Annotated in this window: 14 protein-coding genes; 13 read left to right on the forward strand and 1 reads right to left on the reverse strand. The window is 33.1% G+C overall.

Annotation, left to right across the window (positions count from 1 at the left end):
* The first annotated feature begins 401 nt into the window (after positions 1-401).
* The 13 genes from HPY79_10990 (at position 402) to HPY79_11050 (ending at position 15,100) form a co-directional block, all read left to right on the forward strand.
* Complete coding sequence (locus tag HPY79_10990; GenBank protein NSW46327.1) at positions 402-1,676, forward strand: 2-oxo acid dehydrogenase subunit E2; 1,275 nt, start codon at positions 402-404, stop codon at positions 1,674-1,676.
* A gap of 68 nt (positions 1,677-1,744) precedes the next feature.
* Complete coding sequence (locus tag HPY79_10995) at positions 1,745-4,645, forward strand: OmpA family protein (protein NSW46328.1); 2,901 nt, start codon at positions 1,745-1,747, stop codon at positions 4,643-4,645.
* 62 nt (positions 4,646-4,707) lie between these two features.
* A complete protein-coding gene (gene lgt / locus HPY79_11000) occupies positions 4,708-5,493 on the forward strand; it encodes a prolipoprotein diacylglyceryl transferase (GenBank protein ID NSW46329.1) in 786 nt (261 codons plus the stop codon).
* Between the two features lie 60 nt (positions 5,494-5,553).
* Entirely contained in the window at positions 5,554-6,570 is a 1,017-nt protein-coding gene (gene ruvB / locus HPY79_11005; protein ID NSW46330.1) for a Holliday junction branch migration DNA helicase RuvB, read from the forward strand.
* A 1-nt stretch (position 6,571) separates the two neighbouring features.
* Positions 6,572-7,570 (forward strand): hypothetical protein, encoded by a 999-nt coding sequence (locus HPY79_11010; GenBank protein NSW46331.1) that lies wholly within the window; start codon positions 6,572-6,574, stop codon positions 7,568-7,570.
* 1 nt (position 7,571) lies between these two features.
* Positions 7,572-8,234: a 2-C-methyl-D-erythritol 4-phosphate cytidylyltransferase gene (locus HPY79_11015; GenBank protein ID NSW46332.1), complete on the forward strand. Its 663-nt coding sequence runs from the start codon at positions 7,572-7,574 to the stop codon at positions 8,232-8,234.
* A 205-nt stretch (positions 8,235-8,439) separates the two neighbouring features.
* Entirely contained in the window at positions 8,440-9,660 is a 1,221-nt protein-coding gene (locus HPY79_11020; protein NSW46333.1) for an insulinase family protein, read from the forward strand.
* Positions 9,653-10,288 carry a class I SAM-dependent methyltransferase gene (locus HPY79_11025; protein ID NSW46334.1) on the forward strand — a complete coding sequence of 212 codons (636 nt, stop codon included), beginning with the start codon at positions 9,653-9,655 and terminating at the stop codon, positions 10,286-10,288. Before HPY79_11020 ends, HPY79_11025 begins: the two co-directional genes overlap by 8 nt.
* A 1-nt stretch (position 10,289) precedes the next feature.
* A complete protein-coding gene (locus HPY79_11030; protein ID NSW46335.1) occupies positions 10,290-10,703 on the forward strand; it encodes a hypothetical protein in 414 nt (137 codons plus the stop codon).
* 44 nt (positions 10,704-10,747) lie between these two features.
* The gene (locus tag HPY79_11035; GenBank protein NSW46336.1) at positions 10,748-11,683 is read left to right on the forward strand and encodes a ribose-phosphate pyrophosphokinase; all 936 of its coding nucleotides are present in this window, start codon (positions 10,748-10,750) and stop codon (positions 11,681-11,683) included.
* A 156-nt stretch (positions 11,684-11,839) separates the two neighbouring features.
* Positions 11,840-13,405: a HAMP domain-containing histidine kinase gene (locus HPY79_11040; GenBank protein ID NSW46337.1), complete on the forward strand. Its 1,566-nt coding sequence runs from the start codon at positions 11,840-11,842 to the stop codon at positions 13,403-13,405.
* Positions 13,406-13,413: 8 nt separating this feature from the next.
* On the forward strand, positions 13,414-14,109 hold the full coding sequence (locus HPY79_11045) for a response regulator transcription factor (GenBank protein NSW46338.1): 696 nt from the start codon (positions 13,414-13,416) through the stop codon (positions 14,107-14,109).
* On the forward strand, positions 14,102-15,100 hold the full coding sequence (locus HPY79_11050) for a chorismate synthase (protein NSW46339.1): 999 nt from the start codon (positions 14,102-14,104) through the stop codon (positions 15,098-15,100). The genes HPY79_11045 and HPY79_11050 overlap by 8 nt, the downstream gene beginning before the upstream one ends.
* Here the strand turns inward: HPY79_11050 and HPY79_11055 are convergent.
* A complete protein-coding gene (locus HPY79_11055; protein ID NSW46340.1) occupies positions 15,066-15,758 on the reverse strand; it encodes an ATP-binding protein in 693 nt (230 codons plus the stop codon). The genes HPY79_11050 and HPY79_11055 overlap by 35 nt on opposite strands.
* Between the last annotated feature and the right edge of the window lie 196 nt (positions 15,759-15,954).

Genomic DNA, 15,954 nt, shown 5'->3' on the forward strand with positions numbered 1-15,954 from the left:
TGCAAAAATGAAAAATAAAATGTAAGTATATCGTTTCATATCAATTGTTATTTATAGTTAGCTTATATATCATAGCTTCAAGCTTTTCGAGTTTTTGTTCTAAATCTTTTATCTTTGCCAGTGCTACATTTATTTTATAGTTGTTTTCATGCATGCAAGTTAAAACATTTGCTTGAATTTCCAAAATAAATTTACAATTGTACTCTATATCTTAAGAGTTTACCAAGATTATGCATTTTAAAATGTGTAATCGATAAAGTTCTTGTAATCAATTCAAAAGTTTTTGAATTTAAACAATCATTAGTAAGCTAAACTTCGTAGTTTTAAAATCTGTCTTATACTTGTTTTTTTTAAAAAAAAGCATTACGTTTGCATATAATTTAGACTAAATAAAAATTAATATGAGTACCATAGAAATCAAAATACCTGCAATGGGAGAGGGTATTATAGAGGCAACCATCATAAAATGGCATGTAAAACCAGGAGATTTTATTAAACAAGATGATGTTGTATGTGATATAGCAACCGATAAAGTGGATTCAGAAATTACAGCTCCAGCTGATGGAAGAGTTGATTCGTTATTGTTTAAAGAAAATGATATTGTAGCGGTAGGAAAAACCATAGCCATTCTAAAAACGATGACGGCTGCGAACGAAACATTTACCAACGTGGCAAGTGAACAACAGTTTCAAACTGTTGCAATTCCTGCAGAACAAAAAGTAGAAAGTACAGTTTCTCAAAATAATGACGTAATAAAAAAAGATTTTATATTTTTAAGTCCTTTGGTTAAGCGTATGGTTCAAGAAAACAATATATCACATGAAGAATTAAGTCAAATACATGGTTCGGGTATAGAAGGACGCATAACTAAAGACGATATTTTATTATTTTTATCTAAAAAATCAAAAAATATCACTACTTCGGTGGTTTCACCCTCTAATTCAATTTCACAACCTATAAATATTTCGGCTAATGATACACTTGTAGAAATGGATCGGGTTCGTAAGTTAATAGCCGAGCATATGGTACGTTCAAAACAAACTTCTGCACATGTAACATCGTTTGTTGAAGTTGATGTAAGTCATATCGTAGCATGGCGTGAGGCCAATAAAATGCAATTTCAACAAAAACATGGTATTAATATAACTTATCTGCCTTTTTTTATAGATGCTACTATTAAAGCCATCTTGGATTATCCAATAATGAATGCCTCAGTTGTAGAAACAAAAATTATTATTCATAAAGCTATAAATTTAGGTATTGCGACTGCTCTTCCAAATGATAATTTAATTGTACCCGTTATTAAAAATGCCGAACAGCTTAATATGGTTGGTATAGTAAAATCGCTCAACGATTTAGCTCAAAGAGCTCGAGCTAACCAATTAAAGCCCGATGAAATTCAGGGTGGAACTTTTTCTATAACCAATTTAGGCACATTTGGTACATTAGCCGGAACGCCTATCATTAATCAGCCTCAGGTTGCTATACTTGGCATAGGAACTATTAGAAAAATGCCGGCAGTAATTGAAACGCCTCAAGGAGATGCCATTGGAATTAGGCACAAGGTTATTCTTTCACTCGCTTACGATCATCGTATAATTGATGGCATGTTGGCGGGAAAATTTTTAAATAAATTGACCTATACATTAGAACACTTAACATTTGAAAATTTATAAAAACTAAAAATTATCTTTGCTTATTTTGAAAATATGATGTAAGTTTGTTAAATATTTCTTAATTCGAAGTGAAAAAATATTTAATCGTCATATTTTCATTATTAATATTTGCTAAACCTGCTTTTGACCAAACTTATAAAAAAAAGTTTGTTGATGCAGAGTACCATTTCATGTTTGAAGAATATGATCTTGCTTTACCGTTATACTTGGATCTTTATAACCAAGATAAAGAGAATGCCAATTTGGCTTATCGCATAGGAATATGTTATATATATCAAAATTCACCTGAAGAAAAACGAAAAGCCATACCTTATTTAGAGTATGCGGTTCAACATATAACCAAAAAGTATAAAGAGGGTTCATATTTAGAAAAGAATGCTCCACCTGATGCATGGTTTTATTTGGGAACGGCTTACAGAGATGCCATGGAATTTGAAAAAGCAATAACTGCTTTTAAAAAATTTACTTCTACTGTATCTGTTAGTTCTGTTTATTATATAGACTATGTTAAAAGAGAAATTCAATGTACCGAAAACGCAAAACAACTCATAAAAAACCCAATAAAAATTGAACCTCAAAATTTAAGTGAAGTCATCAATGCACCGGACGAAGTTCAAAATTGCCCAGTTATTTCTGATGATGAGTCAATTATTGTATTTACAGCAGGTAAAAAAAACATATTTAGTGCAGAATTAGATTTAAATACTAATAATCCCGATTATAAACTCGATGATATTTATTTTGCCAAAAAAGTTGACGGTAAATGGAGTGAACCTGTAAATATTACCAAACAATTAGGCGCTGGAAATCAGCAACGAACAGTGCCTGTAAGCATTAGTTCTGACGGCAAAGAATTATATTTAGTACGCGACGATAATGACGATGGTAATATCTATGTGAGTTTCTTAAAAAATGATAAGTGGACTAAAATGAAACCCTTAAATAAACACATCAACACGAAGTATTGGGAATCTCATGCAACTATTACCAAAGATGGCAATACATTGTTTTTTACAAGTGATAGAGATGGCGGTTTTGGGGGATTAGATATATATCGTTCCGATAAAGATGATAAAGGCGAATGGGGACCTGCTGTTAACTTAGGTCCTACCATTAATTCTATTTATGACGAAGAAACGCCTTTTGTTATTGGCGATAAAGGGAAATATACCTTATACTTTAGCTCTCAAGGACACTACAGTATGGGTGGATTTGATGTGTTTTATAGCACTTTACTAAATAATAGCAAATGGTCAACACCTATAAACATAGGATTCCCTTTAAATACAGTGGGCAACGATTTATTTTATGTGCCTAAAGCAAATGGCGAATATTTTTTCTTTCCTCTTAATAATAACGAACGAGGTGGTATTGTTAAAAATAATATTTACAAAGCCAAAGTTAACCTTCCTGGCATGAAACCTGTTGAAGAAACAAAGCCTCCTCAATTAGTAAAAGTATTAGTTAAGGGAGTTGTTAAATTGGCCGATAATGCCAATGAACTACCCAAAGATATAGCAGTTGTTTTTTACGATAGTTTAAAAAATATAAATATTGCTTCTATTAAACCTTCTTTAGATAGTGGATATTATCAAAATGTGGTAGGTCCGGGAAGTTATCGTTTAACTTTTAGTTGTTCAGGGTATAATTCTAAAACAGAATATGTTTATATTCCCGAAAACTTTAGTGCAAAAGAAGTTGTTATAGATGCCACTTTAGAACCGATAGAAGTATCTAAAGGCGAATACTTTGTTATTCGAAATATCTTTTTCGATTATGGAAAATATGATTTACGAAGAGAATCCGAAATTGAGCTTCAGCGTTTAGCTCAATTGATGCAAAAAAATCCAGGATTAATGGTTGAAATTGTTGGTCATACCGATGCACTAGGGAGCGATAAATTTAACCAAAAACTATCTGAAAACAGAGCAAAAGCAGCCATTGACTATTTAGTCTCGTTAGGTATCGATCCGAGTCGTTTTGTTGCAAAGGGTATGGGCAAACGTGAATTTATAGCTATAAACAAGAATCCCGATGGATCTGACAATCCAGAAGGAAGACAACTCAATCGTCGAGTTGAAATAAAATTGCTCAATACAATTCCCGATAATGTTATTGTAGAAGCCATAAATGTACCGGCAAACTTAAGATACAGGAAAGATGCTAAAGTAAAAGACACAAATGTTTATACTGTATTATTGTTACAGCAAAAAGAAAAGGAGCTTGATGTTAATGTTCTAAATAAATTATTAAACTTAACTCAAACATTGAAACAAGATACATTATTTAAAAATAATGCTAACCCAATAAAAGACAATAAAATTGGCGATATGCTTGTATTTACTGCCGGTGAGTTTAAATCAAAATCCGACGCAATGCGAATTTTAAATGCAGTTAATGATTTAGGATTTACAGACGCCAATATTATTTCTACCGAAGAACTGACCAATATTAGTAGCAATATAGCTCGTAATTATCAACAAAAACAAGAAGAAGAAGAAATAAATGTAAAGAAAGATTATACTATTCAAGTAAAAGCTTATACTATCCCTGTTGATTTATCTGTATTTAAAGGCTTAAAAGGAGTTAAAGAAAATTATTGTACGGATGGATTTTATCGTTATACCTATGGTAGTTTTAAAAACAGGGCTGAAGCATTGAAAGAAAAAGAAAGATTGACCGAATTGGGTTATCCCGATGCATTTATTGTCAATTTAGAACAATTTAAAACCAAAATTGTAAGTAAATCGAACTTTACAATACAAATTAAATCATCTTCGAATCCTATATCATTAACTGTTTTCAAACCATTAAAATTGGAAGTTAAAGAATTGATTGGTAACGATGGCCATTATAAATATATATATGGCAACTATAATTCAATTGAAGATGCTCGTAAAGACCTCGAAAAAATAAGAAAATCAGGCTATCCCGATGCTTTTATTGTTAATATGGATAAATTCAAATAAAATTTTTCTAATTTCCTTACTTTAATATTTATTAACTTGCAGCGATTTTTAATTTTTAAGTTATGACATTTATCTACATTCATTGGAATGCCGATCCCACCATGATAGATCTTTGGGGATTTCCAATTAGTTGGTATGGCTTATTGTTTGCGTTAGGCTTTGTTTTTGGTTATATAATTATGCAAAAAATATTTCAACGCGAGCAAATTCCTCAAAAAATACTGGATAATTTAAGCCTTTATATGTTTATTGGGACAGTTGTAGGTGCACGATTGGGGCATTGTTTTTTTTATGAACCAGAATACTATCTTGCACACCCGATTGAAATTCTTTACATACGACAAGGTGGATTAGCGAGCCATGGTGCTGCTATAGCCATTTTAATATCATTATGGATTTTTAGTAAAAAACAAAAAAAGCCTTTTTCTTGGATTGTCGATCGAATTGTTATTGTTGTAGCTTTAGCCGGATTTTTTATTCGATTAGGAAATCTAATGAATTCAGAAATTTATGGCCAAGTAACTCATGTGCCGTGGGCATTTATTTTCGATAGAATAGATAATCAACCGCGACATCCCTCGCAATTATATGAATCGGTTGCTTATTTATTATTGTTCTTTTTATTGTATTGGATGTATTTTAAACGCAATGCATCCAAAAAGCCATATTTATTATTTGGAGTATTTTTATTGGGATGTTTTGGTTTTCGTTTTTTAGTTGAATTTATTAAAGATGTGCAAGTTGATTTTGAACATTTTATGGCATTAAAAATGGGGCAATGGTTGAGTATTCCATTTATCATTAGCGGCTTATATTTTATTTTTAGAAAAACAAAAGATGCTAAGTAAAGAATATATAACTTGGTAGACTTGTTTTTTTTGATTACTTTTGATTATCAGAAATTATTTATGAACGACGACTTCGATATTCGCGAATTTGCCAAAAACGAAAACGATTTTGACAAGCAGTTACGTCCACAACAACTCGATAACTTTTATGGTCAAGATAAAGTTGTAGAGAATTTGCGAATTTTTATACAAGCAGCAAAAATGCGTGGTGAATCGCTCGACCATGTTTTGTTGCATGGACCTCCCGGACTTGGAAAAACTACATTGGCTAATATTATTGCCAATGAAATGGAAGCAGAATTAAAAATCACATCGGGTCCTGTACTTGATAAACCAGGCGATTTAGCAGGTATTTTGACGAACCTTGAAACCAACAATGTTTTATTTATAGACGAAATACATCGATTAAATCCAGTTGTTGAGGAGTATTTATATTCTGCCATGGAAGATTATCGGATTGATATTATGCTCGATAAAGGTCCCAGCGCTCGCACCATTCAAATAAAATTAAATCCTTTTACACTGGTGGGAGCAACGACCCGTTCGGGTTTACTTACCAATCCACTCCGCGAGCGATTTGGAATTAGGCTCCACCTTGAATACTATACTGCAGATGTTTTAGCACGAATTATAAAACGGTCGTCGCAAATATTAAACGTTCCCATTGAAGACCGTGCTACCAACGAAATATCTCGTCGGAGTAGGGGAACACCTCGTATTGCGAATGCGCTTTTACGTAGAGTGCGAGATTTTGCCATGGTTAAAGGAAATGGAACGATTACATTCGAAATAGCACAAATGGCACTCAATGCACTTAATATCGATAAATATGGTCTAGATACCATGGACCAAAAAATTCTTCGCACTATTATTTCAAAGTTTAATGGAGGTCCAGTGGGGTTAAATACCATTGCTACTGCGATTGGCGAAGACGCTGGTACTATTGAAGATGTGTACGAACCTTATCTAATTCAAGAAGGGTTTTTAGTCCGCACTCCCAGAGGAAGAGAAGTAACACCATTAACATATAAACACTTAGGTATAGAGCCCGAATCAATGCAACTAAAAATTTTTTAAATTGAAAAGAATAATTACTATATTCATTGTTGCACTAACATTTTATGCTTGTATCGAAGAATGGGATAAAGCTTTAGATAAAAAAGTGCTCATAAACACTTGGGTTTATTCTAATAATTGGATAAACGAAAACAACAGTAAACTTGAACCATCTGTTTTAAATTCTAATTTAGAAATAGAATGGACGTATAAAGATTTTAATAAGCTCAAAGATAGCATATTAAAAGATACGAATAACGACATACAATTTTATTTACGTTTTTTTGATGAAAAGGGCCACATAATAATGGTTCCGAATGTTTTTCAGGTAAACCCTGTTTTTAACAAGTATAAAGCATCGGAAAATTATTTAATGGTTCGTATGGATCCGACGCAAAAAGAGCCTATACTTCGTTGTAAAACTAAAATACCTTTTATTTTATTAAGTCAGTTATATGCTGGCAATAATAAGTTATTTATTGAACTATTGGCTTATGAAATGATGAATCAAGATAGTATTGTAATTAAAATGCCAATACACAAAATTAAAGCTCGTTGGCAAGTTTTTTTTGAGATGCCAGAAATAAACGAAATATATATTTACACAGCAGGCATATATTTGCAAAACGACGAAAAATTTTCACCGGTTGGTATGGATTTTAGTTTTAGAGAGGGTTTACCCGATATATATTGGACGATATTTGCCAATGCGAACGATAAAAATGATTTTTCGAATTACTATTGGCGTTCAAACGAAGTAACCTATGCTTATAATTATACCGACAGCGATACGGTAGTTTTATATACTACATCACCTAATGAAAAAGTTATACTCGGAGTTTATGATCGCGACGATTTTTCGCATGATGACTTTATTGGAGATTGGTTTGGGAAAATATCTGATTTGTTTTCAAACGATTACAAAGTTTTAACGTTTGATCATATTCATAAATTTTATATAAAAGCTAAATTTAACGGTTGTATCAATAAAATAGAACCTTTAAAAAAAAATAAAAATTAGCATGAAAAATGCCGCAATTATTGTTGCCGGTGGAATGGGCAAACGAATGAATAATGCACTTCCTAAACAGTTTTTACAACTGAAAGGAAAACCTATTTTATTTTATACAATGGAGCATTTTTATAACTATGATTCAAATATTGAAATAATACTTGTATTACCTGAGCCATATTTTGCACTTTGGAAAGAGTTGTTATATCAATATTCGTTTACAATTCCACATAAGTTGGTTTATGGAGGTCAAACTCGTTATCATTCTGTTAAAAATGGCCTTAGTGCAATAGACGATGCACATTTTATAGCCATTCACGATGGAGTTCGTCCGTTTATTACTCCAGCCTTTATTGCTAAATTATTTGATGAGGCACAAGAATTTGGTTCATCGGTACCCGTTATTCCTGTAAACGAAACGGTTCGAAGAATTACTTCTACTGAAAGTAAGGTGTTAAATCGCAATGAAATATTTTTGGTTCAAACACCTCAAGTTTTTAAGACGAAATGGTTGGAAAAAGCTTACGAGCAGCCCTACGATGAATTTATAACCGACGATGCAATGTTAGTTGAAAAAGCAAATTATTCAATTTATTTTTCTGAAGGACTTAAGAATAATATTAAAATTACAACTCCCGACGATTTAGATTTAGCTGAAAAGTTGATGCTCTGAAACCTTTGCAAAATTCCTTTTTTCTTCTCATGTAATTGAAAAAAAATTGAAAATAAGATTGATTTTTTTACGATTACTGTTGTTTTATTCTAATTTTGCTAAGGTCTTACTCTAATAATAGTTTTATCTAATTTTATCAGTTGTTTGTCAATTTATCTGAGAATATCGACATTTTGTTGTAATTTTGCAATTTGTATTTCGAGCAATGAATTATCAAACCTACCAAGCGGCTAACGGTATACGTTTTATACATATTCATAGTGAAAGAGTGGCTGCTCATTGTATTGTTATGATAAATGCAGGTACTCGCGACGAACTACCTAACGAACATGGAATGGCTCATTTTCTCGAACATGTTATGTTTAAAGGAACGCATAAACGTAGCTCTTATCAAATTATAAACAGAATAGAGGAAGTTGGGGGCGATTTAGATGCCTTTACCACAAAAGAAGATACTTGTGTTTATGCTACCTTTTTGCCTACCTATTTTGAGCGTGCTATTGAATTATTAAGCGACATTATTTTTAATTCTTCGTTTCCGCAAAAACAACTTGAACGCGAAAAAGAAGTCATTAAAGATGAAATTAATTCATACAAAGATTCTCCAGCTGAACTGATATATGACGATTTTGAAGAACTAATTTTTGATGGACATTCTTTAGGAAGAAATATACTTGGTACTGCTGAAAGCCTCAAGAATTTTAATACTTCGTCTATTCAAGAATTTCGTCAACGAACCTATAATACCGACCAAATGGTAGTATGCGTTGCCGGTAATATCTCATTTTCTAAGGCATTAAAATATTTTGAAAAATATTTTTCTCACATATCGCCTAATGTCCGAAAATGGAAAAGAGAACCTTTTAATCTTTTTTTACCGCAACAAAAAACAATCGAAAAAAATACTTTTCAGGCTCATTGCATGTTAGGTACTTTGGCTTATTCTTTTAATCATGATAAACGTTTAACACTTCATTTGTTAAATAATATTTTAGGGGGTAGCGGTTCTAATAGTCGTCTCAATATGGCACTACGCGAACGAAATGGTTTGGTTTATTTTATAGAATCAGCTTATAACACGTATTTTGATTCGGGAGTTGCTTATATTTATTTTGGTACGGATAAAGAAAAACTCGATAAAGCCCTGAATTTAGTACTAAATGAATTAAAAAAAATAAGAGAAGTTCCTCTTTCAACCCGACAACTCAATATAGCTAAGAATCAGTTTTTTGGTCAATTAGCCCTTTCTTTCGACAACCAAGAAAGCTTGGCTATGAATTTAACTAAGAGCTTTATGGTTTTTAACAAAATAGACGATTTGCCAACGATTCATCAAGAAATTATGAAAATAACAACCGATGATATTTTGCAAGTGGCAAACGAAATATATGCAGAAAATAAGTTAACCTTACTCAAATATATATAAAATGGAATCAATAGAGAAATATGTGCTCGAACATACAGCAGACGAAAATGAGCTATTAAAAGAATTATATCGCGAAACACATGTAAAAATTTATCATCCTCGCATGTTATCTGGGCATTTACAAGGCAAAATACTCAAAATGTTGAGCCATATGATAGCTCCTTATCGCATACTCGAAATAGGAACTTATACGGGTTATTCGGCATTATGCCTTGCAGAAGGATTATTGCCTGGTGGTTTGCTTCACACTATTGAAATAAACGACGAACTCGAAGAGTTTATTCGTTTATATATCAATCGCTCTCCTCATGCATCGAAAATTAAACTTCATATCGGTAATGCAATTAACATCATTCCTTCATTAGACGATACGTTCGACCTAGTATTTATTGATGGCGACAAACGCGAATATTTAGCCTATTATCATGCTGTTTTTAATAAAGTACGCCAAGGTGGGTTTATTATAGCCGATAATGTTTTATGGAATGGTAAAGTGTTAAATCCTAACGAGAATGATGAATTTACCAAATCTATTCGGGAATTTAATGATTATGTTCATTACGATACCCGTGTAGAAAATGTAATGCTACCAGTACGCGATGGCATGATGATACTTCGTAAGATTTGAAATGGAAACCATTAATCAAACAATACAAGAAGCACAAAAACAGCTCGAATCAGGAAATACTTTTATGGCTATGGTTTTGCTTGCTCTATGTTTGGAGTGGATGGGAGCTTTGCTTGATGATAAGCCACTAAAATCAACAAAACAAAGTAAGCGACGTTTTAATAAAGCAGTTGCATGCTTATTGGGTGGAAAATATGCCGCACTCAATCGCGATTCATTTTTGTATGAGTACTGGAGAAATCAGCTGATTCATTCAGGAAAATTAAGCAAACGCTTTTTCATAAGCGATGATCCAATTAACCATCATTTGTGCTTAAATGAAAACAAGCAATGGATATTCATACCGTCTGTTTTTTTACGCGATATGCAAGCCGCTTTTGCAAAGCTCGAAAAAATAAAAAAAGCTGAAAAATGATTGAAAAGATATAGAATATTTATTTTATTTTTGCAACAAAAACTATGTTAAAAGCTCCAATTAAGTTTTTTGCAGGAAGAGAATCCAAATACATAGGCGAACAAATTGCTAAAAAATTTGGTGTTGAACTTGGAAAATCTTCTGTAACTGTTTTTAGCGATGGCGAATTTCAGCCATCATTTGAAGAAACTGTTAGAGGTTGTAGTGTTTTTCTGATTCAGAGTACTTTTCCGCCGGTTGATAATTTAATGGAATTATTACTTATGGCTGATGCCGCCAAACGAGCTTCTGCCTATAAAGTAATTGCTGTTATTCCATATTTTGGATGGGCACGTCAAGATCGAAAAGACAAACCTCGTGTTTCTATCGGAGCTAAATTAGTCGCTGATTTGTTAATGAAATCGGGAATCGATCGTGTTATGACAATGGACCTCCATGCCGATCAAATTCAAGGTTTTTTTAATATTCCCGTAGATCATATTTATGCTTCTGCTATTTTTGTCCCATATTTAAAATCGCTCAACCTAGAAAACCTTGTGGTAGCAGCACCTGATATGGGAGGCTCTAAACGTGCCAACGCTTATTCGCGATTTTTAGGATGCGATATGGTAATTTGCTATAAATTACGAAAACAAGCCAATCAGGTCGATCATATTTCTATGATTGGCGACGTAAAAGATAAAAATGTAATTATTCTCGACGATATGGTTGATACTGCCGGAACCATTACTATTGCCTCTGAAATGATGATGAACAAAGGAGCTAAAAGCATACGTGTTATTGCTACACACCCGGTATTGTCTGGCAAAGCATACGAACGTATCGAAAATTCACCCATTTCTGAACTTATCGTTACTGACTCTATTCCGCTCAAACAACAATCTAGCAAAATAAAAGTACTTACCATTGCCGACCTTTTTGCAGACGTTATAAAAAAAGTTTATAATTACGAATCGATAAGCCCTACATTTATTGTATAAAGAATATATGGCTTACCGTATTATTCTGCAAAATGTTTAATCTCTTGCAAAACCTTAAATAAATTATACTTAAATTCAGATTCGTCGTCTTAAACTTTGTTAATATTGTTGAGTTAACATGCAAATTTGTTTATATTTGCAAGTTAACTTTAAGATATGTCTCGACGTGTAATATGGGTTATTATTGTTGTGATGAGCATCGCATTGGTGGGGCTTATTACTTTACAAACATTTTGGATTCATCAAGAATTTAAACTTAAAGAAGAACAGTTTAGTCAACAAGTAACCGAAGTTTTTTCAGCAATAAACAAAGAACTTGAAGCCAAAGAAACAGTTGTTGAAGTTTCAAATGAGGTGTTTTCATTGCGTTATAAAGTTAACGATATCCCTTCTAATACTTTGATGGGAAATCTTTTGCAATATAATGGCGATAGTTCAAAGGGGTTGTCGATACGCAAAAATGTATTATCGGTAAACGATTCGTTGACTATTCATACCAATACGCGTATTGAAATATTAAAAGGCGATACCGTTTTGTTTAGCAAAACATTTTCGAAATGTAAACCCGATAATTATTGCAAATCGATTACTAATATCGACTTAAATAAAGAAATTGCTCATAAGTTATCCGACAAAACGCTATTTGTTGAAAAAATAATCAACAAAATGCTCAACTATAACGAAGATATTAAAAAACGAATAGATTATTATTCTTTAAAAAATATCATTCAAAAACAATTATTAAATCATCAAATATTTTTAACTTTTGAATTTGCCTTAAAAAATGATAGTGGAACAATTGTTTATAAAACAGCCAAATTTGATAAAACCTTTGATGATGTTTTTAAAACACAGTTGTTTCCAAACGATGTTTTTTCTCCAGCCTACTATTTGGTTTTATACTTTCCTGAAAAAGATAGTTTTATTGCATCTTCATTAGGATTTATGGGAATACTTACCATTATTTTAATCATGGTAATAGTATTTTCTTATTTATTAACACTCTATACTATTCTTCGTCAACGCAAATTATCTGAGATGAAAAACGACTTTATTAATAATATGACTCACGAACTAAAAACTCCTATCTCAACCATTTCGTTAGCTTCGCAAATGCTCAACGACCGAAGTATTTGTAAGAATGGCGATCAGATTCTGAATGTTTCTAATATTATTGCTCAGGAAACCAAACGACTGGCATTTCAAGTCGAAAAAGTATTGCAAATGGCTATTTTTGAACGAGGTGAGTATCGGTTCGATAAAAAAATATTAAATGTTAATGCTTTAGTCGAAAATATTACTTCAACTTTTAATTTACACGTTAAAAAGCGTAATGGACAGTTATTTCTTGAGCTCGATGCCATGGACGACCAAGTTTTAGCCGATGAATTGCATTTGTCGAATGCGATTGTTAACTTACTCGAGAATGCGTTAAAATATTCTAAAGATGAACCTATTATTGAAGTACGTACTTTAAATGTAGATAAATCACTGGTTATAAGTGTAAAAGATAATGGCATCGGTATTAGTAAACAAGATCAAAAGCATATATTCGAAAAGTTTTACCGTGTACATACCGGAAATATTCACAATGTAAAAGGCTTTGGACTTGGTTTAAGTTACGTAAAAATAATTGCCGAAGCTCATAATGGGTCGGTAAAAGTTATAAGCGAATTAAACAAAGGTTCTGAATTTCAAATAATATTACCAATAATTAAATAAAAACAACTATGGAACTCATTAAAGCCCATATTTTATTAGCCGAAGATGATGATAATCTTGGCATGCTTTTGCAAGAATATTTGAATGCGAAAGGTTTTAAAACAGATTTGTTCGCAAATGGCGAAGCCGCTTTAAAGGCATTTAAAAACAGTAGCTACGATTTATGTTTGCTCGATGTAATGATGCCGTTAATGGATGGTTTTACGTTGGCTAAAGAAATTAGAATTATTAACGAAAAAATACCTATCGTTTTCTTAACCGCAAAATCGTTAAAAAACGATGTAGTTGAAGGATTTAAAATAGGGGCCGACGATTATATTACCAAGCCATTTAGCATGGAAGAGCTTTTGTTTAGAGTAGAAGCTATACTCCGACGCACCAAAGGCTTGATTGTTCAAGAAAAAACGACTTTTAACATTGGTGACTACGTATTCAATTCCGACACTCAAGAATTGATATATAAAGATAAAGTAATCAACTTAACGACTAAAGAATCGGAATTGCTTTTGTTGCTTTGTCAGAATATCAATCAGGTGCTCGATAGAAATTTTGCTCTTAAGAAAATTTGGCTCGACGAAAGTTATTACAATGCGCGTAGCATGGATGTTTATATAACACGCTTACGTAAGCATTTGAGTGAAGACCCTCGAATCGAGATAATGAACGTTCACTCTAAAGGCTTCAAACTAATTATTCATGAATAGTTTTGGAAGGCTTTTTCGTTTAAATATTTTTGGTGAATCGCATGGCGAGCTAATGGGCATTACGTTGGATGGTGTGCCTCCCGGAATTCCATTAACGCCGAGCGATTTTAAAACCGATATTGAGCGAAGAAAACCAATGCAGAAAGGTACAACGACACGTGTCGAAGACGATTTGCCTGAAATGGTTTCCGGAGTTTTTAACGATTATACTACGGGAGCACCTTTAACCATTCTTTTTAGAAATAAAAATGTTAGGTCTGATGATTATAGCGAGATCGCATCGTTTTTCAGACCTGGACATGCCGATTTTGTAGCATTTAAAAAATATAAGGGCTTTAATGATGTTCGTGGTGGAGGGCATTTTAGCGGGCGATTGACTTTACTCTTAGTTGCTGCGGGTGTTATAGCCAAAAAAATCATAAAACCTATTTCAATCACAACCAAGATAATAGAAGTAGGAGGGAATTCGGATATAGAAACTGCCATTAGCCGAGCTATAGAGCAAAACGATAGCGTTGGCGGAGTGGTGGAATGCGTGGCTGAAAACATGCCAATCGGTTTAGGAGAGCCTTTTTTCGATTCGTTTGAGTCGTTGTTGGCTCATGCAGTTTTTTCTATTCCGGCAATAAAGGGAATAGAATTTGGAAGTGGGTTTAAACTCGCCCGTATGTATGGAAGTGAAGCCAACGATGTGTTTATCGATCGGCAAGGACACACCTTAACGAATCACAGCGGAGGCATTCATGGGGGAATATCTAACGGCAATCCGTTGGTTTTTAGGGTTGCTGTTAAACCAACATCGAGCATTGGTATTGCTCAAAAAACATATCATTTTAAAAACGATCAAATGGACTCTGTTCATATTCAGGGACGCCACGATGCTTGTATTGCTTTACGTGTTCCTGTCGTTTTAGAAGCTGTAACGGCTTGTGTTCTTGCTGATGCTATGCTTATAGCTAAAGCGTATGATTCAAATACTGTTCAAGATTGATTTTTTTTCCAATCTGAAAATAGGTTCCGTTAATCGTGATTTTGTACTCAATAACTTTAAGTAAAACAAAATCTGTAACAATTTCTTTTACAATTTGATAGGGTAATAATGTTTCGCGGGTTATATCGTCAATGGTTAACCACGATTTGTTCTGTATCGCGTTTAAAATGTTGTTTTCGTCGTTACCGTAGCGAATACGTACGGTTTTATTACGTTGAATTTCTTTTAAAATATTTACGGCAATAGGCTCCATTATAATGTTTTGGTCGTCTATACGAATATAGGCTCTCCATTCGTTTTTCTCGTTTTGCACAAAGTGTGGGCGTTGATGAGAGGTAGGGATATAAGCTTCCAAGACGGTCTTTTTATTTACATTCCATAGTTTAACGGTATATTTAATTTTGGGTTTGGAGTAATATTCGGCTGCTGCCTGAAGCATGTACATTTCTTCTTCGGAGCGAATGCCTGCAATGCTTCCATTGTCTTTTACTCCAATAAGCAAACGCCCTCCATCGGCATTGGCAAAGGCTGCCATGGCTCGTGCTATTTTTCGGGCATCGTCGATTTCGAGTTTAAAATCGAGTTGTTGATGTTCGCCTTGCCTAATCAATTTTAGCAAAGGTTCGTTTTCGTCGTTATGTTTGTGTTTTGGTAGCATGTTTTTTTGACCGCTTTAGAATGAGCATCTCCAGTACAAAAATACAGTAAAAACAGTAATTTACGAATTTTATTTTCATGTGTAATTATTTTTTAATTTTTAAATTAAGGTCACATGGAATACGCCATTCGAATAAAGAGCAAGGCTTATTTGTGAGTGATAATTTCATTTTCGGTTGCTGTGAATTTATTCTCAT

It is taken from the genome of Bacteroidales bacterium (assembly GCA_013314715.1).
Classification (GTDB): domain Bacteria; phylum Bacteroidota; class Bacteroidia; order Bacteroidales; family GWA2-32-17; genus Ch61.